The sequence below is a fragment of the Klebsiella sp. 141161 genome, from assembly GCF_050600815.1.
Lineage (GTDB): Bacteria > Pseudomonadota > Gammaproteobacteria > Enterobacterales > Enterobacteriaceae > Klebsiella > Klebsiella aerogenes.
This window is the reverse complement of sequence record NZ_JAQIRN010000004.1, coordinates 403,742-426,855: the sequence shown is the minus strand read 5'-3', so window position 1 is coordinate 426,855 and position 23,114 is coordinate 403,742. Positions and strand designations below refer to the sequence as shown.

At 57.1% G+C, this 23,114-nt stretch carries 18 protein-coding genes; 11 read left to right on the top strand and 7 right to left on the bottom strand.

All coding sequences use genetic code 11. The annotated features are described in order from the left end of the window. Window positions 1-59: 59 nt before the first annotated feature. The 6 genes from PGR79_RS13840 to feoC all read left to right on the top strand — a co-directional run bounded on the left by PGR79_RS13840 (window position 60) and on the right by feoC (window position 7,021). Entirely contained in the window at window positions 60-818 is a 759-nt protein-coding gene (locus PGR79_RS13840) for a FadR/GntR family transcriptional regulator (protein WP_015369365.1), read from the top strand. 85 nt (window positions 819-903) lie between these two features. Continuing rightward, a complete protein-coding gene (gene greB / locus PGR79_RS13835; RefSeq protein ID WP_015703675.1) occupies window positions 904-1,377 on the top strand; it encodes a transcription elongation factor GreB in 474 nt (157 codons plus the stop codon). Window positions 1,378-1,477: 100 nt separating this feature from the next. Further along, window positions 1,478-3,808 carry a Tex family protein gene (locus PGR79_RS13830; protein ID WP_047065870.1) on the top strand — a complete coding sequence of 777 codons (2,331 nt, stop codon included), beginning with the start codon at window positions 1,478-1,480 and terminating at the stop codon, window positions 3,806-3,808. Between the two features lie 388 nt (window positions 3,809-4,196). Continuing rightward, window positions 4,197-4,424: a ferrous iron transporter A gene (feoA, locus tag PGR79_RS13825; RefSeq protein WP_087859061.1), complete on the top strand. Its 228-nt coding sequence runs from the start codon at window positions 4,197-4,199 to the stop codon at window positions 4,422-4,424. A 30-nt stretch (window positions 4,425-4,454) separates the two neighbouring features. Further along, a complete protein-coding gene (gene feoB, locus PGR79_RS13820; RefSeq protein ID WP_087859060.1) occupies window positions 4,455-6,773 on the top strand; it encodes a Fe(2+) transporter permease subunit FeoB in 2,319 nt (772 codons plus the stop codon). Between the two features lie 11 nt (window positions 6,774-6,784). After that, window positions 6,785-7,021 (top strand): [Fe-S]-dependent transcriptional repressor FeoC, encoded by a 237-nt coding sequence (gene feoC, locus PGR79_RS13815; RefSeq protein ID WP_087859059.1) that lies wholly within the window; start codon window positions 6,785-6,787, stop codon window positions 7,019-7,021. A 99-nt stretch (window positions 7,022-7,120) separates the two neighbouring features. Here feoC and PGR79_RS13810 read toward each other — a convergent pair whose 3' ends face one another. Further along, window positions 7,121-7,390, bottom strand: a complete 270-nt coding sequence (locus PGR79_RS13810; RefSeq protein ID WP_015369359.1) for a YdgH/BhsA/McbA-like domain containing protein — start codon at window positions 7,388-7,390, stop codon at window positions 7,121-7,123. 112 nt (window positions 7,391-7,502) lie between these two features. Then, window positions 7,503-8,285, bottom strand: a complete 783-nt coding sequence (gene bioH / locus PGR79_RS13805; RefSeq protein ID WP_087859058.1) for a pimeloyl-ACP methyl ester esterase BioH — start codon at window positions 8,283-8,285, stop codon at window positions 7,503-7,505. A 37-nt stretch (window positions 8,286-8,322) separates the two neighbouring features. Between bioH and gntX the strand changes: the two genes are divergently transcribed. The 3 genes from gntX to gntT all read left to right on the top strand — a co-directional run bounded on the left by gntX (window position 8,323) and on the right by gntT (window position 11,291). Continuing rightward, window positions 8,323-8,997, top strand: coding sequence for a DNA utilization protein GntX (gntX, locus tag PGR79_RS13800; protein ID WP_213794136.1), 675 nt, complete (start codon window positions 8,323-8,325; stop codon window positions 8,995-8,997). A 58-nt stretch (window positions 8,998-9,055) separates the two neighbouring features. Continuing rightward, complete coding sequence (gene nfuA / locus PGR79_RS13795) at window positions 9,056-9,631, top strand: Fe-S biogenesis protein NfuA (RefSeq protein WP_015369356.1); 576 nt, start codon at window positions 9,056-9,058, stop codon at window positions 9,629-9,631. Between the two features lie 343 nt (window positions 9,632-9,974). Further along, window positions 9,975-11,291, top strand: coding sequence for a gluconate transporter (gene gntT / locus PGR79_RS13790; protein ID WP_015369355.1), 1,317 nt, complete (start codon window positions 9,975-9,977; stop codon window positions 11,289-11,291). A gap of 202 nt (window positions 11,292-11,493) precedes the next feature. On the opposite strand, the gene malQ is transcribed toward gntT, so the two are convergent. Both malQ and malP read right to left on the bottom strand, forming a co-directional pair. Further along, the gene (gene malQ / locus PGR79_RS13785; RefSeq protein WP_430921877.1) at window positions 11,494-13,569 is read right to left on the bottom strand and encodes a 4-alpha-glucanotransferase; all 2,076 of its coding nucleotides are present in this window, start codon (window positions 13,567-13,569) and stop codon (window positions 11,494-11,496) included. A gap of 10 nt (window positions 13,570-13,579) precedes the next feature. Further along, complete coding sequence (gene malP, locus PGR79_RS13780) at window positions 13,580-15,970, bottom strand: maltodextrin phosphorylase (RefSeq protein ID WP_430921875.1); 2,391 nt, start codon at window positions 15,968-15,970, stop codon at window positions 13,580-13,582. Between the two features lie 621 nt (window positions 15,971-16,591). Between malP and malT the strand changes: the two genes are divergently transcribed. Beyond that, a complete protein-coding gene (gene malT / locus PGR79_RS13775; protein ID WP_045394833.1) occupies window positions 16,592-19,297 on the top strand; it encodes an HTH-type transcriptional regulator MalT in 2,706 nt (901 codons plus the stop codon). 6 nt (window positions 19,298-19,303) lie between these two features. On the opposite strand, the gene PGR79_RS13770 is transcribed toward malT, so the two are convergent. The 3 genes from PGR79_RS13770 to glpE are packed head-to-tail and all read right to left on the bottom strand — an operon-like array spanning window position 19,304 to window position 21,294. Next, window positions 19,304-20,062 (bottom strand): DeoR/GlpR family transcriptional regulator, encoded by a 759-nt coding sequence (locus PGR79_RS13770; protein WP_015369351.1) that lies wholly within the window; start codon window positions 20,060-20,062, stop codon window positions 19,304-19,306. 19 nt (window positions 20,063-20,081) lie between these two features. Next, window positions 20,082-20,912 carry a rhomboid family intramembrane serine protease GlpG gene (glpG, locus tag PGR79_RS13765; protein WP_430921873.1) on the bottom strand — a complete coding sequence of 277 codons (831 nt, stop codon included), beginning with the start codon at window positions 20,910-20,912 and terminating at the stop codon, window positions 20,082-20,084. 52 nt (window positions 20,913-20,964) lie between these two features. Continuing rightward, window positions 20,965-21,294 (bottom strand): thiosulfate sulfurtransferase GlpE, encoded by a 330-nt coding sequence (glpE, locus tag PGR79_RS13760; protein WP_015369349.1) that lies wholly within the window; start codon window positions 21,292-21,294, stop codon window positions 20,965-20,967. Between the two features lie 206 nt (window positions 21,295-21,500). Here glpE and glpD point away from each other — a divergent pair, with 206 nt between their 5' ends. Then, window positions 21,501-23,009 carry a glycerol-3-phosphate dehydrogenase gene (gene glpD, locus PGR79_RS13755; RefSeq protein WP_430921913.1) on the top strand — a complete coding sequence of 503 codons (1,509 nt, stop codon included), beginning with the start codon at window positions 21,501-21,503 and terminating at the stop codon, window positions 23,007-23,009. The last annotated feature ends 105 nt before the right edge of the window (window positions 23,010-23,114 follow it).

The window sequence follows — 23,114 nt, the reverse complement described above, 5'->3', positions numbered from 1 at the left end:
GTGTGCTGACCAATATTTGTGCGCTTTATCACTGTCTATCGCATGAGCAAAGGTGAAACATGCCGATTACCAGACTGGAAAACCCAAGGATTTACAGACAGATAGCAGACCAACTCAAGCGATTAATTGAGAACAACGAATTTCCGCCCGGCAGCCGTCTGCCGTCTGAGCGAGATTTAGCCCAGCAGTTGAACGTCAGCCGCGCATCGGTACGTGAAGCGCTGATTGCGCTGGAGGTGATTGGCCTGGTGGACGTGCGCGTCGGCAACGGGGTAATCGTCAAATCGCAGACGCCGCTCGTCGCCACCAAAGAGCCGGTGATGGCGCAGGCCGGTCGCGACCAGTGGACGGAGATCGACGACGAACTCAACATAGACCTCGATTTTAACGCCGAACTACCGCCATTTTCTCTGCTGCAGGCGCGTCTGTTAATAGAACCGGAAACCGCCGCGCTGGCGGCGCGCCATGCCAGCCCCGAGGAGCTGGCCGCTATCCGCGAGGCCTTTGAACAGAACTGTCGCGATAACCGTGCCGGTTCAACCACCCATCCCGGCGATCGCCTGTTCCATATCCGTATCGCTCAGGCCAGCGGTAACCCGGCGTACGCGTTTATCATCGGCCACCTACTCGGCCACCGCTACGGCAGTATGTTCCGCATGCTGCAGCGCCACTATACGCCGGACGATATGCCGCATCGCTCGGAACAAGAGCATCGCGCGATCCTTGAAGCCATTGAGGCCCACGACGTACGTGCGGCAAAGAAAGCAATGAAAAACCATATTGATCAGGTGATTACCATTTTTACCCGCAGCCAGTAGCCGCGATTTCTTCGCCCACCGCTTTACCTTGCCGAAACGGCTGGTTAAGGTACGGCGGGACGAGATTATTTTGGATGAACCACAGATGAAAACGCCGCTGATCACCCGTGAAGGGTATGAAAAACTGAAGCAAGAGATGGATTACTTGTGGCGTACAGAGCGCCCGGAAGTCACCAAGAAAGTGACCTGGGCGGCGAGTCTTGGCGACCGCAGCGAAAACGCCGATTATCAGTACAATAAAAAGCGCCTGCGCGAAATTGACCGCCGGGTGCGTTATCTCACCAAGTGTCTGGAAAATCTCAAAATCGTCGATTATTCCCCGCAGCAGGAAGGCAAAGTGTTCTTCGGCGCGTGGGTGGAAATCGAGAACGACGATGGCGATACCAAGCGCTTTCGCATTGTCGGCTACGATGAAATCTTCGGCCGCAAAGACTATATCTCTATCGATTCGCCAATGGCGCGCGCCTTACTAAAGAAAGAGGTGGGCGACCTGGCTATCGTTAACACTCCGGCGGGCGAAGCCAGCTGGTACGTCAATGAAATTGAATACGTGAAATAGCGCCGGAACATTCCGAGAGAACCCGGTCGCGGCTGGCATTTTAGCCTGTCACCCCGTATAACTATCCCCTGATTTTTGACCCTAATGATGAATAAAACCGATGATGAATGATTCGCTCTGCCGCATTATTGCGGGTGAACTTCAGGCCAGAGCCGAACAGGTAGAAGCTGCCGTTCGCCTGCTTGATGAAGGGAACACCGTGCCGTTTATTGCACGTTATCGTAAGGAAGTCACCGGCGGTCTGGATGACACGCAGCTGCGTAATCTGGAAACTCGCCTCGGGTATCTGCGCGAACTGGAAGACCGCCGCCAGGCGATCCTCAAATCGATCGGCGAACAGGGCAAGCTCAACGAAGCGCTGGAAAAAGCCATCAACGCCACCCTCAGCAAAACCGAGCTCGAAGACCTCTACCTGCCGTACAAACCCAAACGCCGCACCCGTGGGCAAATCGCTATTGAAGCCGGTCTCGAACCGCTGGCCGATCTGCTGTGGAATGAGCCTTCCCACGATCCGGAAACCGAAGCGGCAAACTATATCGATGCCGATAAAGGCGTGGCGGATAGTAAAGCCGCTCTCGACGGCGCGCGCTATATTCTGATGGAGCGTTTCGCGGAAGACGCCGCCCTGCTGGCGAAGGTGCGTGATTATCTGTGGAAAAACGCCCACCTGGTGGCCAGCGTCGTCAGCGGCAAGGAAGAAGAAGGCGCTAAATTCCGCGATTACTTCGACCACCATGAACCGATCGCTTCCGTGCCGTCGCACCGCGCGCTAGCGATGTTCCGCGGGCGCAATGAGGGCGTGCTGCAGCTGTCGCTCAACGCCGACCCGCAGTTTGACGAGCCGCCGAAAGAGAGCCACTGCGAGCAGATCATTATCGATCATCTCGGCCTGCGCCTGAATAATGCCCCGGCGGACAGCTGGCGCAAAGGCGTCGTCAGTTGGACCTGGCGCATCAAGGTGCTGATGCACCTCGAAACCGAATTAATGGGCACCGTGCGCGAACGCGCGGAAGACGAAGCGATTAACGTATTCGCCCGTAACCTCCATGACCTGCTGATGGCCGCGCCTGCCGGCCTGCGCGCCACCATGGGGCTCGATCCGGGCCTGCGTACCGGCGTAAAAGTGGCGGTAGTCGACGGCACCGGCAAACTGGTGGCCACCGATACCATCTACCCGCACACCGGCCAGGCGGCTAAAGCCGCCGTCGTCGTGGCGGCGCTGTGCGAGAAACATAACGTTGAGCTGGTGGCTATCGGCAACGGTACCGCTTCGCGCGAGACCGAGCGTTTCTTCCTCGACGTGCAAAAACAGTTCCCGAAAGTAACCGCCCAGAAAGTGATCGTCAGCGAAGCCGGCGCATCGGTCTACTCGGCTTCCGAACTGGCGGCGCAGGAGTTCCCGGACCTCGACGTTTCCCTACGCGGCGCGGTCTCTATCGCCCGCCGTCTGCAGGATCCGCTGGCCGAGCTGGTGAAAATCGATCCGAAATCAATCGGCGTCGGTCAGTATCAGCATGACGTTAGTCAGACGCAGCTGGCGCGTAAGCTGGATGCGGTGGTGGAAGACTGCGTTAACGCCGTCGGCGTTGACCTTAACACCGCCTCGGTGGCGCTGTTAACCCGCGTTGCCGGCCTGACCCGCATGATGGCGCAGAATATCGTCGCCTGGCGCGACGAGAACGGCCAGTTCCATAACCGCCAGCAGTTGCTGAAGGTAAGCCGTCTGGGGCCGAAAGCCTTTGAGCAGTGCGCAGGCTTCCTGCGTATTAACCACGGCGATAACCCGCTGGACGCCTCAACCGTTCACCCGGAAGCCTACCCGGTGGTCGAGCGTATTCTGGCCGCAACCCAGCAGGCGCTGAAAGATCTGATGGGCAACAGCAGCGAGCTGCGCAACCTGAAAGCCTCTGATTTTACCGATGATAAGTTCGGCGTGCCGACGGTATCCGATATCATCAAAGAGCTGGAAAAACCGGGCCGCGATCCGCGCCCTGAGTTTAAAACCGCCCAGTTCGCCGACGGCGTTGAGACGATGAACGACCTGCTGCCAGGGATGATTCTGGAAGGCGCGGTCACCAACGTTACCAACTTTGGCGCCTTCGTCGATATCGGCGTGCACCAGGATGGCCTGGTCCATATCTCTTCGCTGTCGAATAAGTTCGTTGAAGACCCGCATACCGTGGTCAAAGCGGGCGATATCGTCAAAGTGAAGGTGATGGAAGTGGACCTGCCGCGTAAACGCATCGCGTTAACGATGCGTCTGGATGAACAACCGGGCGACAGCAACGCGCGCCGCGGCGGCGGCAACGATCGCCCGCAGGGTAACCGCCCGGCGGCAAAAGCGGCGAAGCCGCGCGGTCGCGATGCTCAGCCAGCCGGCAACAGCGCGATGATGGATGCGCTGGCCGCCGCGATGGGAAAAAAACGTTAATCCTTCCCTGCCCCTCTATACGAGGGGCAATTTTCCGCTTTTTAATGCCTGAGCCTCGATTAATATATTCCAGTAACCTTTCAATAAGTTCGAAATTTATAAAGTTTCATTCTGTTAACTAATGAAACCTTTATTAAACATTAAATGAAGAAATTAATTTTTCCCTTATTTTTGACTACAGCAGCGTTCTTGCGTCATATCAAAAAATAAGCAAATTCCCAGGAAAACCGCATTTATTATCCTTGTCATGTATTGATGATACAAACCATTCTCATTATCATCGTTATCAGTTAAATTTTATTCTTCTTCGTTGGCTATAGCCCCCAGCGCCGCTTTAACCGCCGCGTATGGAAATTCTCTTTTCGGTTAGCGATAACAAGTAGGCCCTATGCAATTCACTCCTGATAGTGTGTGGAAAATCACCGGTTTTTCCCGCGATATTAGCCCGGCTTATCGGCAGAAACTGCTCTCCCTGGGAATGTTGCCCGGCTCTTCGTTTCATGTCGTACGCGTGGCGCCGCTGGGCGATCCTATTCATATTGAGACCCGGCGCGTGAGCCTGGTATTACGTAAAAAAGACCTCGCGTTAATTGAACTGGAAGCGGTTGCGCAATAACACCTGACCCAGCACTAAGAGTCTGAAAAAATGAAAAAATTAACCGTTGGTTTAATTGGTAATCCTAATTCCGGCAAAACAACGTTATTTAATCAACTAACCGGCGCGCGCCAGCGGGTGGGTAACTGGGCGGGGGTCACCGTTGAGCGTAAAGAAGGCGCCTTCACCACCACCGACCACCAGGTCACCCTGGTCGACCTGCCGGGCACCTATTCGCTGACCACCATCTCCTCGCAGACGTCGCTCGACGAACAGATTGCCTGTCACTATATTCTCAGCGGCGATGCCGACCTTCTGATTAACGTCATCGACGCCTCGAACCTGGAACGTAACCTCTATCTGACTCTGCAATTGCTGGAGTTGGGTATTCCCTGCGTCGTCGCGCTAAACATGCTCGATATTGCCGAAAAGCAGCAAATCCGCATCGACGTCGACGCGTTAGCGGCCCGTCTCGGTTGCCCGGTGATACCGCTGGTCTCCACCCGCGGCCGCGGTATCGAAGCGCTAAAAATGGCGCTTGACCGCCATGAGAAAAATCAGCCGCTGGAACTGGTGCACTATCCACAATCTCTGCAGCGCGAAGCCGATATGCTGGCGCAGGCGATGCCTGCTGATATGCCGCTGCGTCAGCGCCGCTGGCTGGGGCTGCAGATGCTGGAAGGCGATATTTATAGCCGCGCTTTCGCCGGCAACGCCGCCGACAAACTCGATCTGGCGCTGGCTAACCTGAGTGGCGAGATGGACGATCCGGCACTGTATATCGCCGATGCCCGCTATCAAAGTATCGCCGCGGTATGCGATGCCGTCAGTAACACCCTGACCGCAGAGCCGAGCCGCTTCACCACGGCGATGGATAAAATTATCCTTAACCGCTTCCTCGGCTTACCGATCTTCCTGTTCGTGATGTACCTGATGTTCCTGCTGGCTATCAACATCGGCGGCGCCCTGCAGCCGATTTTCGACGCCGGTTCGGTGGCTATCTTCATTCACGGCATCCAGTGGCTGGGCTACACCCTGCACTTCCCGGACTGGCTGACCGTATTCCTCGCGCAAGGGCTGGGCGGCGGTATCAATACCGTGCTGCCGCTGGTGCCGCAAATCGGCATGATGTACCTGTTCCTCTCTTTCCTTGAGGACTCCGGGTATATGGCGCGCGCGGCCTTCGTGATGGACCGCCTGATGCAGGCGTTAGGCCTGCCGGGGAAATCCTTCGTGCCGCTGATCGTCGGTTTCGGCTGTAACGTGCCTTCGGTAATGGGCGCCCGTACGCTGGATGCGCCGCGTGAACGGCTAATGACCATCATGATGGCGCCATTTATGTCCTGCGGCGCGCGACTGGCGATTTTCGCGGTCTTCGCCGCTGCCTTCTTCGGGCAGAACGGCGCGCTGGCGGTCTTCTCACTGTACGTGCTGGGCATCGTGATGGCGATCCTCACCGGCCTGATGCTCAAATACACCATTATGCGCGGCGAAGCCTCGCCGTTTGTGATGGAGCTGCCGGTGTATCACGTACCGCACATCAAGAGCCTGGTTATCCAGACCTGGCAGCGCCTGAAAGGCTTCGTCCTGCGCGCCGGTAAGGTGATTGTCATCGTCAGTATTTTCCTCAGCGCGCTGAACAGCTTCTCGCTCAGCGGCAAAGTGGTCGATAACATCAACGACTCGGCGCTGGCTTCGGTCAGCCGGGTGATTACCCCGGTGTTTAAGCCCATTGGCGTGCACGAAGATAACTGGCAGGCAACCGTCGGCCTGTTTACCGGCGCGATGGCGAAAGAAGTGGTGGTCGGTACGCTGAATACCCTCTACACCGCGGAAGATATCCAGAATGAAGAGTTTAACCCACAGGAGTTTAGCCTTGGCGACGAGCTGTTAGCCGCCGTCGATGAAACCTGGCAGGGGCTGAAAGACACCTTTAGCCTGAGCGTGCTGGCGAACCCGATTGAAGCAAGCAAAGGCGATGGCGAAATGGAAACCGGCGCAATGGGCGTGATGGGCAGTAAATTCGGCAGCGCCGCCGCCGCGTACAGCTACCTGATCTTCGTCCTGCTCTATATTCCATGCATTTCCGTGATGGGGGCGATTGCCCGTGAGTCCAGCCGCGGTTGGATGATGTTCTCGGTGCTGTGGGGGTTGAATATCGCCTACTCGCTATCAACGCTGTACTACCAGACCGTGAGCTTTAGCCAGCACCCGCGCTACAGCCTGGTGTGTATTCTGGCGGTGATTCTGTTTAACGTCGTGGTCTTTGGCCTTCTGCGTCGGGCGCGGAGCCGGGTAGACGTTTCGCTGCTGGCGACGCGTAAAACCCCGACGTCTTGCTGCCAGAGCCCGGCCGGCGACTGCCACTAAGGAGTATGCGCATGGCATCGTTAATCGAAGTACGCGATATGCTGGCCCTGCAGGGGCGAATGGAAGCCGCACAGCTGAGCGCCCGCCTGCATACGCCGCGACCGCTGATCGACGCCATGTTGAGCCGCCTGGAAGCGATGGGGAAAGTCGTCAGAAAGACCGAAGATGCTGATGGCTGCCTTTCAGGCAGCTGTAAAAGCTGCCCTGAAGGGAAAGCCTGCCTGCGGGAGTGGTGGTCTTTGCGCTGAATAGACATCCCGGATGGCGGCGCGTTGCGCCGTATCCGGGCTACCCAACGACGTTGAGCTGGAGCCCTGCCAGGCTGCGCCTGGCAGGGGAAATCGGGCTTACTTATACACGTCGGCGTTCGCGTGAACCGTCTTCTCGTTCTTCTCGCCGGCAATCACCACGAAGTACTTACCACCCAACTCATCCGCCTTCTTAGACAGATCGCGCTTCGCGTCCATCGGCGACGTGGTACGGGAAGTCGTGATGCTGCCGACCTTGGTCAGATTCATCTTCGCGACTTCATCTTTTTGAATCTCTTTCGCCGCGAACGCGCCAAAAGAGAGGGAGCCAATCACCAGAGATGCAACAATACCTGTAACAAGTTTCATAGCCTTTACTCTCCATAAGGTTGTTATTTTTAGTTTGCGGCGGCAAAAACGAAATAATCAACCGCCGCAACAACCTAAGTATTGCCCGATCCTGATGATTTACCACGCGGCGCTAAAAATAATTATTCAGCCGCTTTTTCAACGCGATCAGAGGCTCACAAAATGGCTGGGGATGTGAAATAAACGGCGCATGGGCCGCCTTTTCGAAAATGATAGACTCACTTTGCGGCCACAGCTCATCCAATAGCGGAACGATTTTACGCGGCACCAGCCCATCCAGACGACCATAGAGGCGCAAAAACGGCATGGTCAGCGCGGCGAGCGGTTGACGCAAATCGGCGGTTTTGAGAATCTCCAACCCGCCGTTGAGAACCTCGGCAGGCGGCATCGGCAGCGACAGAACGGTGCTTTTCAGCGCACGGGCGTCCTGGCGCGCGCTTTCGGTACCCATGGTCTGCAGGGCGAGAAAACGCTCGACGGTACGCTGGAAATCTTCACTAAGCTGCTGCTGGAAGCCGCTCAGCACTTCCGGTTTAATCCCCGGCCACGGGTCGCGCGCGCCAAAACACGGCGAAGAAGCGACGGTCACCAGCGCCTGCACGCGTTGCGGATGCTGCAGCGCCACCAGGCTCGCTACCAACCCGCCCAGGCTCCAGCCAAGCCAGATGGCCTGCTCCGGTGCTTTTGCAACGACCTGCTGCGCCATCTCTTCAAGCGTTAAGGCGCCAAAACCACCGCTGCGGCCATAGCCCGGTAGATCCACCAGGTGCAGGGTAAAATGCGTAGCCAGTTCCGGCGTAATGCAATCCCACACGTTGGCATTCAGCCCCCATCCGTGCAGCAGCACAAGATGACAATTTCCTTCGCCCGTGGTTTGCCACCAGATGTCATTCATCAGTTACTGTTCTCTTTCCATCACTATGAGGGGAATTATGCTAACAGCACACAGCTTATGCTGGCTATGCCAAATGCCGCTGGCCATCGCTCACTGGGGGATTTGCTCGCGCTGCACCGCCTCGCTGCTCATCTCACAATCACTCTGCCCGCAGTGCGGTTTACCCGCATTGGCGCCCACCTTACCCTGTGGACGCTGCCTGCAAAAACCGCCGCCCTGGCAGCGGCTGGTGACGGTGAATAGCTATACCCCTGCGCTAAGCGGACTGGTGCATCAGTTAAAGTTCGGGCCTCGTCCGGAACTCGCCCCAGCGCTGGCGCGACTGCTTATTTTGCGCCTGCGCCTTAACCGCGGGCTGCCGCCAGTGGACCGGATTATCAGCGTGCCTCTTTGGCAACGCCGCCACTGGCGTCGGGGATTTAACCAAAGCGAGGCGCTATGTCGCCCGCTGGCGCGCTGGATGGGTTGCGCCTGGCGCGGCGATGCGCTGAAGCGAATCCGGCGTACCGCAACACAGCATCAGTTAAGCGCCAGATTACGTAAGCAGAACCTGAAAAATGCTTTCCAGGTTGAATTATCCGTTCGGGGCCACCATATCGCCATTGTGGATGATGTCGTCACAACCGGAAGCACCGTCGCCGAGATTTCCCGCCTGCTTTTGCGAAACGGCGCCGCGACGGTTCAGGTATGGTGTGTATGCCGTACCTTGTAGACCCCCGCTGATGGGCGTATTATAACCCAGTAAAATAGTCAACTATTAGGCCAACGCTATGATCCGTATTTCCGATGCTGCACAAGCGCACTTTGCCAAACTGCTGGCAAATCAGGAAGAAGGGACGCAAATTCGCGTATTTGTGATTAATCCCGGCACCCCAAACGCTGAGTGCGGCGTATCCTACTGCCCACCGGATGCGGTGGAAGACACCGACACGGCGCTGAAATTTGAACAGCTGACCGCGTATGTTGATGAACTCAGCGCGCCTTATCTGGAAGATGCTGAAATCGACTTCGTCACTGACCAACTCGGTTCCCAGCTGACGCTGAAAGCGCCGAACGCCAAAATGCGTAAGGTTTCCGACGATGCCCCGCTAATGGAGCGCGTGGAGTACCTGCTGCAGTCGCAGATCAACCCACAGCTGGCCGGTCACGGCGGTCGTGTCTCGCTGATGGAAATCACCGAAGACGGTCTGGCTATCCTGCAGTTCGGCGGTGGTTGCAACGGCTGCTCGATGGTCGACGTGACCCTGAAAGAAGGGATCGAAAAACAGCTGCTGAACGAATTCCCGGAGCTGAAAGGCGTGCGCGACCTGACCGAACACCAGCGCGGCGAGCACTCCTACTACTAAGCTTACGCCTTCTCGCCCGGCAACAACCGCTTGCCGGGTGACTTCTCCTTCCCGCATGTTACCGCACAACATTTCTGACTAGCCGGCACGGCAAAAACCCGGCAGAGAGTATGACTTAAGTCTCATATTTAAAATTTACCCGGTTCAGGGCATTCTCAAAGCTCACATGTTACCCGTATCATCCACGACAAGCACCACCGACAAAAAAATAGCCAGCTATCCTTTCTCTGGGTCAGGAATATGCCAGCTTTACGGTGCAAGACATCCTTGTTCCTCTGCGGAACGGATACTGTAGATGTTCAGACTTTAACGTTACCCATAACAAGTTAAGGCCAGGTAAATCATGCCATTAGTCATCGTAGCTATCGGGGTTGCCCTGTTATTGTTGCTGATGATCCGTTTCAAAATGAACGGCTTCATCGCTCTGGTTCTGGTGGCGCTCGCCGTCGGATTAATGCAGGGTATGCCTCTGGATAAAGTCATCGTATCCATCAAAAACGGCGTCGGGGGCACGCTCGGCAGCCTCGCACTGATCATGGGCTTCGGCGCTATGCTCGGTAAAATGCTGGCGGACTGCGGCGGCGCGCAGCGTATCGCCACCACCCTGATTGATAAATTCGGTAAAAAACATATTCAATGGGCCGTTGTACTGACCGGTTTCACCGTCGGTTTCGCCCTGTTCTATGAAGTCGGTTTCGTGCTGATGCTGCCGCTGGTCTTTACCATCGCCGCTTCCGCGCGTATCCCGCTGCTGTACGTTGGCGTACCGATGGCCGCGGCGCTCTCCGTCACCCACGGTTTCCTGCCGCCGCACCCGGGCCCGACCGCTATCGCGACAATTTTCCACGCCGATATGGGCAAAACGCTGCTCTACGGTACGATTCTGGCTATCCCGACGGTTATTCTCGCCGGCCCGGTTTTCGCCCGTTTCCTGAAAGGTATTGATAAGCCGATCCCGGAAGGCCTGCACAACCCGAAAACCTTCACCGAAGAAGAGATGCCGGGCTTTGGCGTCAGCGTCTGGACCTCTCTGGTACCGGTGATCCTGATGGCGATGCGCGCCGTCGCCGAGATGGTTCTGCCGAAGGGCCACGCCTTCCTGCCCGTTGCCGAGTTCTTCGGCGACCCGGTGATGGCGACCCTGATTGCGGTGCTGATCGCGCTGTTCACTTTCGGCCTGAACCGCGGCCGTTCCATGGAGCAGATCAACGATACGCTGACCTCCTCTATTAAAATTATTGCCATGATGCTGTTAATCATCGGCGGCGGCGGCGCCTTTAAGCAGGTGCTGGTGGATAGCGGCATGGATAAGTACATCGCTTCTATCATGCACGAATCCAATATGTCACCGCTGTTTATGGCGTGGTCTATCGCCGCGGTGCTTCGTATTGCGCTGGGTTCAGCGACCGTTGCCGCTATCACCGCGGGTGGTATCGCCGCGCCGCTGATTGCCACCACCGGCGTTAGCCCGGAGCTGATGGTTATCGCCGTGGGTTCCGGTAGCGTTATCTTCTCGCACGTGAACGATCCAGGTTTCTGGCTGTTCAAAGAGTATTTCAACCTGACCATTGGCGAGACCATCAAGTCCTGGTCGGTACTTGAAACCATCATTTCCGTGTGCGGCCTGGTTGGTTGTCTGCTGCTGGGGATGGTGGTGTAACCCTCGTTCCCTGAGATAAAAAAGGCCGGGTGCGCATCATGCGCCCCGGCCTTTTTATTATTCGTTTCCCGGATAGCGGCGCAAAGCGCCTTATCCGGGCTACGGTCCTGGGGATGGTGGTGTAATCCTCGTTCCCTTTTTGTTCTTCGGCTCTCAACCGTAGCCCCGGTAAGCGCAGCACCACCGGGGAATTCTCTCTGGATTAGCGGGCTTTGCGGCGCTTATCCAGATCTTTAATCAGCTTATTCACCTGCGCATCGGCAAACATCTGCTCGAGCGTCACGGTAAGCTTACGCCGCCAGTTGGGATACTCGGTACTGGTGCCCGGGATGTTGACCGGTGAAGCCATCTCCAGCCAGTCTTCCGGCTGCAGTCCAAGCAGGGCGCTGTTGCTGTCGGCGATGTAGCGCTGCATCCCGCGATTAAGCGTTGAGGTCATCGCCATCAGCGAGGCTTTATGCCCGGCGCGCTTCGGCAAACAGCCGTGCCGATGCAGCGCATCCAGCAACCCCTGCTTTGCTTGTTCGCGATCGGCATATAAGCCGCGCAGCACCACTTCATCCGGATACAGACCCAGCGTCTTCCCGAGCGTCAAATCGCCGCTCTCCCAATAGCCGCGCAGCGTCGGGAGATCGTGGGTCGTCGCGACCGCCATCGACTGCTGCGGATAAGCCTTCGGCGCGCGGAACGTTTTATCAGGGCCATTTTCGAAATAGAGCACTTTATACGAGTAAACGCCGCTTTTGCGCAGCTTGCCGACGATTTCAACCGGTACGGTACCGAGGTCTTCGCCAATGACCATGCAGCGGTGCCGCTGGCTCTCCAGCGCCAGGATCGCCAGCAGGTCATCCACGGGATACTGCACATAGGCGCCATGGTCGGCGGTTTCGCCATACGGTATCCACCACAAGCGCAGCACCGACATCACGTGGTCAATACGCAATGCGCCGCAGTTTTGCATATTCGCCCGTAGCAGTTCGATAAACGGCTCGTAGGCGCGGGCAGCCATCACATGCGGATCCATCGGCGGCAGGCCCCAGTTTTGTCCCAGCGGGCCGAGGATGTCCGGCGGCGCGCCGACGGAAGCCCTGAGGCAATACAGCTCGCGATCGCACCACGTCTCCGATCCGCCTTCAGCGACGCCGACCGCCAGATCGCGATACAGGCCAATCGGCATCCCGTCCTGCTGGCTGGTGTGCCAACAGGCGGCGAACTGCGTATAAGCCAGCCACTGTAGCCACAGATAGAAGCTCACCTCATCGGCATGTTCCGCACAGAAAGTTTTCACCTGCGGGCTGCTCGTACTCTGATACGCCTCCGGCCATGCCGGCCAGCCCCAGCGCATCGGATCCTGCTGACTTTGCCACGCATGCAGCGCATCAAACGCCGCCTGCCAGTAGAGGCTTTCGCCCTCGCGTAGCACGAACTGGCGGAACTCCGCCATTTGCTCATCTTCACGCGTAGAAAACTCGGCCCACGCCAGACGCAGCGCGGTCAGCTTCAGCGCGGTGACAGCGGTATAGTCGACATCAGCGGTCTGCCGCGCGGCCTGCAAGGCCTGCTGGGTTTCCGGAAGCTGCCACCATGCCTGCGCGGCAGGGCTACGCTGGAAATCTTCCACCGCGTTGACGTCGATATAGATGACGTTGAGCCAGCGGCGCGATGACGGACTGTACGGACTGGCGCTCTCCGGGTTCGCCGGATAGAGCGCGTGAATCGGGTTGAGGCCGATAAACGCGCCGCCGCGACGGGCGATTTCCGGCAGCATGGCGCGTAGATCGCCGAAGTCGCCGATGCCCCAGTTGTTCTCAGAACGCAGGGTGTAGAGCTGGACGCAGGCGCCCCATAGCTTTTTGCCCTCTTTGAGCGCCTGCGGTTCGTAGCAGCGCGCCGGGGCGACGATCGCCCGGCAATGCCAGCGTTCGCCGTCCCGCGTGAGGGTTAGGGTGTGATAGCCCGTCGGCAATCTCCCCGGCAGGGTGAGCGTTTCGCCGCCGCGCGTCTCACCCTGATACTGCTTACCTTCTTCGGTCGTCAGTAGCCAGTGAAACGCGCCGCTCCCCGCGACCGGCAACTGCATTTTTTTACCGTGGGTAAAAACCTTGACGCTGGGCAGCGGCTCTACCGCCGCTTTCGCAGCAGTAGCGGTACGATGCATAGCATCCAGCAAGCGTTGTTTAGTGGCCGCCGCGATCGACTGCGGCTGCCCGTGCGCATTGATATAGCTGGGGCTGATCCCCGCCGCCAGCGCGGCGTTATCAAGGCGTTTATTCTCCATAGGCCTGTCCTTAGCGTTTTGCCTGCCAGATACGTTGCTGATAATCACGAATAGAACGGTCGGAGCTGAACATGCCGCAGCGCGCGGTGTTGAGGATCGCCGCACGGGTCCAGGCTTCCTGGTCGCGATACAGTTCATCTACCTGCTTCTGCGCCGCGACGTAAGCGCTAAAGTCAGCCAGCACCAGGTACGGATCGCCGCCTTGCAGCAGGCTATGCAGCATCTGATCAAAGGCGTGTTTGTCGCCGCCGCTATATTTACCGCTTTCCAGCTCTTTCAGCACCGCGTCCAGCAGCTTGTCTTTCTTACGCCATTTCAGCGGAACGTAGCCTTTCGCCTTCAGAGCCTTAACTTCTTCCACGGTATGGCCGAAGATAAAGATATTGTCCTCGCCAACCTGCTCGGCGATCTCAACGTTGGCGCCATCAAGGGTGCCGACGGTCAATGCGCCATTCAGCGCCAGCTTCATGTTGCCGGTACCGGAGGCCTCTTTACCCGCCGTGGAAATCTGCTCGGAGACGTCCGCCGCCGGGATCAGCATTTCCGCCGCCGATACGCAGTAATCCGGCAGGAAGACCACTTTCAGCTTATCGCCCGCCAGCGGATCGTTGTTGATCGCCTCGGCCACCTTGTTGATCGCCAGAATAATATTCTTCGCCAGGTAGTAGCCCGGCGCGGCTTTGGCGCCAAACAGGAAGACGCGCGGTACGCGGTCGGCCTGCGGGTTTTCGCGGATCTCTTTATACTGCGCCAGAATGTTCAGCAGGTTGAGATGCTGGCGTTTGTATTCGTGCAGGCGCTTAATCTGGATATCGAAAATCGCCTGTGGGTTGATGTCGATCCCGGTACGCCGCTTCACGAACTCAGCGAGACGCACTTTATTCGCCTGCTTAATGTCGCGATAAACCTGACGGAATTTGGCATCGTCAGCGTACTTCTCCAGCTTGATCAGCTGGTCGAGATCGTTGGCCCACTCTTTCTTCAGCGTCTTATCAAGCAGGGCAGCCAGCGCCGGATTACACTGTTTAATCCAGCGACGCGGCGTAATGCCGTTGGTCACGTTATGGAATTTGTTCGGCCACAGCTGGTGATATTCCGGGAACAGATCCTTAACCACCAGATCGGAGTGCAGCGCCGCGACGCCGTTCACCGCAAAGCCGCTCACCACGCACATGTTGGCCATGCGAACCTGTTTGTCATGCACCACCGCCAGCTTCGCCCACACCTGCTTATCGCCCGGCCAGGTTTTCTCCACCAGCAGTTTAAATCTGTCGTTAATCTCTTTGATTATCTGCATATGGCGCGGCAGCAGCGCCTTGACAAGCTTCTCATCCCAGCACTCCAGCGCTTCTGGCATCAGCGTATGGTTGGTATAAGCGAAGGTTTTGCTGGTGATGGCCCACGCATCGTCCCAGCTCATCTGGTGCTCATCAATCAGCACGCGCAGCAGCTCCGGGATGGCGATGGTCGGATGGGTGTCGTTCAACTGGATCACTTCATAATCCGCCAGCTCATGCAGCTTGCGGCCAGCCAGATGGTGACGACGCAGAATATCGGCCACCGAGCAGGCGCACTGGAAGTACTGCTGCATCAGGCGCAGTTTTTTCCCCGCCAGATGGTTGTCATTCGGATACAACACCTTGGTCAATTTTTCCGCGTCGATGCCCTGTTGCTCCGCGCGCAGGAAATCGCCGTCGTTGAATTTGGTCAGGTTAAACGGATGGGCATGCTTCGCCTGCCACAGACGCAGCGGCTGCGCGACGTTATTGCGATAGCCAAGCACCGGCAGATCCCAGGCTTCGCCGGTAATCACGAAAGCCGGTTGCCATTCGCCGCTTTTGCTGACTTTACCGCCGATGCCTACCTGCACATCCAGCGCTTCGTTGTGGCGGAACCACGGATAGCTGCCGCGTCCCCAGTCGTCCGGCGCTTCCATCTGCTGACCGTCGGCAAAGGACTGACGGAACAGGCCGTACTGATAGTTCAGGCCATAGCCGGTCGCCGATTGACCAACGGTGGCCATAGAATCCAGGAAGCAGGCCGCCAGACGGCCCAGGCCGCCGTTGCCCAGCGCCGGATCGGTCTCTTCTTCCAGCAGGTCGGTCAGCTGGATGTCGTACGCCTTCAGCGTCTCGCTCACCCCTTCATACCAGCCCAGGTTGAGCAGGTTATTACCGGTCAAGCGACCGATCAGGAACTCCATCGAAATGTAGTTAACGTGGCGCTGTCCTTTAACGGCTTCCGCCGCCGGTTGCGCCGCCAAAAGCTCCGCCAGCGCGCCGCTGACCGCACGCCACCACTGGCGTTGGGTCATCTCTGCGGCTGACGATAAACCGAAACGCTGCCACTGACGCGTCAGTGCAGCCTGAAACTGAGCCTGGTTAAAAGAAGTCTGTGACATAAGAAATCCTGGTCCTTTACTAAAACGTTAGCCTTAGTGTGCCGACCTCCCGAGGCCGCTGCCTCCTCCCGAGGGGGATTAGACAGGGAGGAGTAGCGGGGATGAGCGAAAATTGTGATCGCGGCCACTTTAACGTTAGCTCGTCGTCGGGAATTCGCCGCCCTATTGCGCGTGTAGAACAATAATTTCGCCAGCGCAACGAACGGCAAATTTGTTACAGCGCAATTCATAGCGCAAAGCCAAATTCGCTCGTGCCATTATCGTGAAATAAAAAATAAACTACTGACAGAATAAAAAGATGCCATGACAAAAATACGTGAAATAGATTAACCCTAAGAATCCACTGACGATAATTTAATAAAAACAATCAACTACAAAAAATGCTGGGTAAAGTAATTCCGTCCCGGACGAAACCGTCGTAAACCGAGGAACGACGCGTTCTGGTACCGGTTTAAAGCTAATTAAAAACCGAAGCGAGAAATTGTGACCGAGAGCAAATTCAAGAGCATCAATTTTGGACATAACTTGCAATAACTTTCATTATCACCGACCTTAGGAGTCATTAATTACGAAGCGCAAAAAAAATCCCCATCCCTTTCTTGCACAGCGAAAAAGTGAACTATGTTGATTCCGTCAAAATTAAGTCGTCCATCCCGTCTTGAACACACTGTGGTTCGCGAACGGTTGCTGGCGAAACTTTCCGGCGCGAACAATTATCGTCTCGCGTTGGTGACCAGCCCGGCAGGTTACGGCAAAACCACGCTCGTTTCGCAGTGGGCATCGGGTAAGCATGACCTTGGCTGGTTTTCGCTCGATGAAGGCGATAATCAACAAGAGCGCTTCGCCAGCTATCTGATTGCGGCGATTCAACAGGCGACAGGCGGCCACTGCGCCGCCAGCGAAGCCATGGTGCAAAAGCGCCAGTACGCCAGCCTGCCGTCGCTGTTTGCGCAGCTGTTTATTGAGCTTGCCGACTGGCAGCGCCCGCTGTACCTGGTCATTGATGACTATCACCTGATCACCAATCCGGTGATCCACGATGCCATGCGCTTCTTCTTGCGCCATCAGCCAGAGACCATGACGCTGGTAGTGCTGTCGCGCAACCTGCCGCAGTTGGGGATCGCCAACCTGCGGGTGCGCGAGCAGTTACTGGAAATCGGCAGCCAACAGTTGGCCTTTACTCATCAGGAGGCGAAACAGTTCTTTGACTGCCGCCTCGCCTCCCCCATTGAAGCCGATGACAGCAGCCGCCTGTGCGATGACGTCGCCGGCTGGGCCACCGCCCTGCAGCTCATCGCCCTCTCCGCCCGGCAGAAAAATACCTCCGCCCAGCACTCCGCCCGTCGTCTCGCCGGCATTAACGCCAGCCACCTTTCCGACTATCTGGTCGATGAAGTGCTGGATAATGTCGATGCCCGTACCCGCAGCTTCTTGTTAAAAAGCTCGCTGCTGCGCTCGATGAACGACGCGCTTATCGTCCGCGTGACAGGCGAAGAGAACGGCCAAATGCAACTGGAAGAGATCGAACGTCAGGGGCTGTTCCTGCACCGGATGGACGACTCCGGCGAGTGGTTCCGCTATCACCCGCTATTCGGCAACTTCCTGCGCCAGCGCTGTCAGTGGGAAATGGCCACCGAGCTTCCGGAAATCCACCGCGCCGCCGCCGAAGCGTGGATGGCGCAGGGGTTCCCCACCGAAGCCATCCATCATGCGCTTGCCGCTGGCGATGCCGCCATGCTGCGCGATATTTTGCTCAACCACGCCTGGGGCATGTTCAACCATAGCGAGCTAGGATTGCTGGAACAATCGCTGGCGGCGCTGCCGTGGTCGAACCTGCTGGAAAATCCGCGGCTGATCCTGCTGCAGGCCTGGCTGATGCAGAGCCAGCATCGCTATAGCGAAGTGAATACCCTGCTGGCCCGCGCCGAGCAGGAGATGGATGTCGAAATGGACACCGCGATGCACGGCGATTTCAACGCCCTGCGCGCGCAGGTCGCTATCAACGCCGGCGATCAGGACGAAGCCGAGCGCCTGGCAATGGTGGCCCTGGATGAGCTGCCGCTGGCGAGCTATTACAGCCGCATCGTCGCCACTTCCGTCCACGGCGAAGTGCTGCACTGCAAAGGCCACCTGAGTAAATCGCTGGCGGTGATGCAGCAAACAGAACAGATGGCTCGCCGTCATGACGTCTGGCACTACGCCCTGTGGAGCATGATTCAGCAGAGCGAAATTCTGTTTGCCCAGGGCTTCCTGCAGGCGGCATGGGAGATTCAGGATAAAGCTTTCCAGCTTATCCGCGATCAGCATCTTGAACAGCTGCCGATGCATGAGTTCCTGTTGCGCATCCGCGCGCAGCTGCTATGGGCGTGGGCGCGTCTTGATGAAGCTGAAGAAAGCGCCCGCAGCGGCATCGCGGTGCTGGCAAACTACCAGCCGCAGCAGCAGCTGCAATGCCTGGCGTTAATGGTGCAGTGCTCGCTGGCGCGCGGCGATCTCGACAACGCCCGCAGCTTATTAAACCGTCTCGAAAATCTACTGGGCAACGGCCATTATCACAGCGATTGGGTCTCCAACGCCGATAAAGTGCGGGTGATCTACTGGCAGATGACCGGTGATAAAACCGCAGCGGCCAACTGGCTGCGCCAGACGCCGAAACCTGAATTCGCTAATAACCACTTCCTGCAAAGCCAGTGGCGCAACATTGCCCGCGCGCAGATCCTGCTCGGTGATTTTGATTCCGCCGAAATGGTGCTGGAAGAGTTAAATGAAAATGCCCGCTCGCTGCGGCTGATGAGCGATATCAACCGTAACCTGCTGCTGTTGAACCAGCTGTACTGGCAGGCGGACCGCAAGGGCGAAGCGCAAAAAGTGTTAATGGAAGCCTTAACCCTCGCTAACCGCACCGGCTTTATTAACCACTTCGTGATTGAAGGCGAAGCCATGGCCCAGCAGCTGCGCCAGCTGATTCAACTGAATACGCTGCCGGAGCTGGAGCAGCACCGCGCGCAGCGCATCCTGCGCGATATTAACCAGCATCATCGACATAAATTCGCCCACTTCGACGAGAGCTTCGTCGAACGGCTGCTGAACCACCCGGAAGTGCCGGAGCTTATCCGCACCAGTCCGCTGACCCAGCGCGAATGGCAGGTGTTAGGGCTTATCTATTCCGGTTACAGCAACGAGCAGATCGCCGGCGAACTGGATGTTGCGGCCACCACGATTAAAACGCATATTCGCAATCTGTATCAGAAACTGGGCGTCGCGCACCGCCAGGATGCCGTTCAGCATGCCCAGCGGTTGCTCAAAATGATGGGATACGGGGTATAACGCTGTTTAGCACAGCTCCAGCTGCAGGTTGTTGTCTTTAATCACCTTCAGCACGCCTGCGGGCGGCATGATATCGGTATAAACCGCATCGACCATACTAATGCTGCCCATGTTCACCATCGCATTACGCCCAAACTTCGAGTGATCCACCACCAGCATCACGTGGCGCGAGTTTTCGATAATCGCCCGCTTGGTGCGCACTTCATGGTAATCAAACTCCAGCAGCGAACCGTCGCTATCAATACCGCTTATACCAAGAATGCCGAAGTCGAGACGGAACTGGGAGATAAAATCGAGCGTCGCTTCGCCGATGATCCCGCCATCGCGGCTGCGCAGCTCGCCGCCGGCGAGGATAATGCGAAAATCGTCTTTCACCATCAGCGTATTCGCGACGTTGAGATTGTTGGTCACAATCCGCAGGTCATTATGATCGAGCAACGCGTGGGCCACCGCTTCCGGCGTTGTGCCGATATCGATAAACAGGGTTGCGCCGTCGGGTATTTCGCTCGCCACTTTCCGCGCGATACGCTCTTTTTCCGCCGTCTGGGTTGCTTTCCTGTCGTGCCACGAGGTGTTGACCGAGCTGGAAGGCATCGCCGCGCCGCCGTGGTGGCGCAGGATCATTTTTTGTTCCGCTAAATCATTCAGATCGCGACGAATAGTCTGCGGGCTGACGGCAAACTGCTCCACCAGCTCTTCGGTACTGACGTATCCCTGTTTTTTTACCAGCTCGATAATCGCGTCATGACGTTGTGTTTGTTTCATGAAATATCCCTGGGAATCTCTACGTTCGTTTTCGCACATTTAGCGTATCGACAAACGCCATCGCCAGCCCGACTGCCAGGCCCGCCACGTGCGCGCCATTGGCGATCGACATGCCGAAAACATCAAACCATCCAGCCACTAACCACACTAAAGAGAAGAGGATCAGACCACGCTGCAGATAAATACCGCTCTGCGGGTCGCGCTCGCCGCGCAGCCAGACATAGCCCATTAATGCATAGACCACTCCCGACAAACCGCCGAACCACGGGCCGCTAACCTGATGCTGGACGAATCCGCTCAGCAGAGCGCTGATAATGGTAATCACCACCAGTTTGCCGCTACCGATGCGCTTCTCCACCGCACCGCCGAGGTACCACCACCATAGCAGGTTAAACAGAATATGCATCAGCGAGAAGTGCATGAAAGCATGGGTAAGGTAGCGCCAGGCTTCGAATTTCAGCGAAGGATCGTAGGGCCAGGCAAGCCAGATCATCATCGTCTGATCGCCCAGAACGTTTTGCAGAATGAAGACCAGGATACAGGCCAGCAAAATCGCCCACGTAAACGGCCCGGCGTTGTTACGCAGGGTAGCTAAAAAAGGAAAGCGTTGGTAATGCAATCCGCTATTGGTATGCCCCGATTGCCAGCTGGCGGCGAGATAGCGCGGGTCGGTCGGGTTTTCGAGAAAACGGGCCAGCTCGGCCTGCACCCGCGCGGCCTGGCTTTCATCTGCCAGCCAGACATCGCTCTGCGTGTGCTGTTGGATAGTCAGGATGACCCCCTGCGTCGCCATATAGTCGACAAACGCCTGGGCCACGCGCGGGTTGGCAAAAGAGGTAATCATTAACATACAGCGGATCGCTTATTCCACACAAAGGGGGCTAGTATATACCGTACCGCGCTTATAGCGAGCCGTGCGCGACTTCCGCCGGGAAATGACGATGCCAGGCGTCAAAACCGCCGTCGACGCTGTAGACGTTCTCGAAGCCCTGCTGCAGTAAATACTGCGCGGCGCCTTTGCTGCTGTTGCCGTGGTAGCACATCACCATCACCGGCGTCTCAAAATCGTTATCACGCATAAAAGCGCCCAGGGTATCGTTGGTCAGATGAAACGCGCCCGGCGTGTGCCCCATGGCATAGCTTTGCGGGTCGCGGATATCGACCAGCACCGCCTTCTGCTGATGCAGTTTCTGATGCGCTTCTTCTACATTGATACATTCAAATTGTTCCATGATTCTCTTCTCTATTGCACTTCATGACGGGCGATGACCGACCCTGATTTTACCCGCTAGTGTACCGTCAGGCGGTAAATAAACGCCAATATGTTACATGCATCACTCTGAAATGTTTTTTTGATGTTACCAAAAGCGCGTTTGTTTGCTATAGTGAGCGATATCGAACATTTATGAGCTTAAACGAAAGCGAACGAGGTGTGAGCGTGGAAATCAAAGATCTGATTGTGATAGGCGGAGGCATCAACGGTGCCGGTATCGCGGCAGACGCCGCCGGGCGCGGTTTATCCGTGCTGATGCTGGAAGCGAGAGACCTTGCCTGCGCCACCTCAAGCGCCAGCTCGAAACTGATTCACGGCGGCCTGCGCTACCTGGAACACTACGAATTCCGCCTGGTCAGCGAAGCGCTGGCGGAGCGCGAGGTGTTATTAAAAATGGCGCCGCATTTGGCCTTCCCGATGCGCTTCCGCTTACCGCATCGCCCGCATCTGCGCCCGGCGTGGATGATTCGTATCGGTCTGTTTTTATACGATCACCTCGGCAAACGCACCAGCCTACCGGGCTCGACCGGTTTGCGCTTTGGCGCGGAATCGGTACTTAAGCCGGAAATCGTGCGCGGTTTCGAATATTCCGACTGCTGGGTCGACGATGCGCGTCTGGTTCTTGCCAACGTCCAGATGGTGGTACGTAAAGGCGGCGAGGTTCGCACCCGCACCCGCGCTATCTCGGCAAAACGCGAAAACGGTCTGTGGGTGGTGGAAGCGGAAGATATCGATAGCGGCGAAAAATTCACCTGGCACGCGCGCGGTCTGGTTAACGCCACCGGCCCGTGGGTGAAACATTTCTTCGACGAAGGCATGCATCTGCGCTCGCCCTATGGCATCCGTCTGATCAAAGGCAGCCATATCGTGGTGCCGCGCGTGCACACCCAGAAGCAGGCCTATATCCTGCAAAATGAAGATAAACGTATCGTGTTTGTCATCCCGTGGATGGATGAGTTCTCGATTATCGGCACCACCGACGTCGAGTACAACGGCGATCCGAAAGAGGTAGCGATCGATGATAAAGAGATCAACTACCTGCTGAACGTCTACAACGCGCACTTTAAAAAGACGCTGTCGCGCGACGATATCGTCTGGACTTACTCCGGCGTGCGGCCGCTGTGCGACGATGAGTCCGACTCACCGCAGGCGATTACCCGCGACTATACGCTCGATATTCACGATGAGAACGGTCAGGCGCCGCTGCTGTCGGTATTCGGCGGCAAGCTTACTACCTACCGCAAACTGGCGGAACATGCGCTGGAAAAACTGACGCCGTATTATCAGGGGATTGGCCCGGCGTGGACCAAAACCGCCGTTCTGCCCGGCGGCGATATCGGCGGCGACCGCGACGACTACGCGGCGAAACTGCGCCGTCGCTTCGCATTTATCAGCGAATCAATGGCCCGCCACTATGCCCGCACCTACGGCAGCAACAGCGAGTGGATCCTTGGCGAAGCGACTTCGCTTGCCGATCTGGGAGAAGATTTTGGCCACGAGTTTTATGAAGCCGAGCTGAAGTACCTGGTCGAACACGAGTGGGTTCGCAGCCTGGATGACGCTATCTGGCGCCGTACCAAGCAGGGTATGTGGCTGAATGCCGAGCAGCAGGCGCGCATCAGCGAGTGGCTGGCGCAACATACGGGAAAGTCTGAACTGTCGTTAGCGTCCTGACATACCCCAGGCGGCGGCTGACGCCTGGCCCGGGCTACATTACAGTCTGTAGGCCCGCGCAAGCGTAGCGCCGCCGGGCAATAACCGTATCTACGGCTTGCGCCT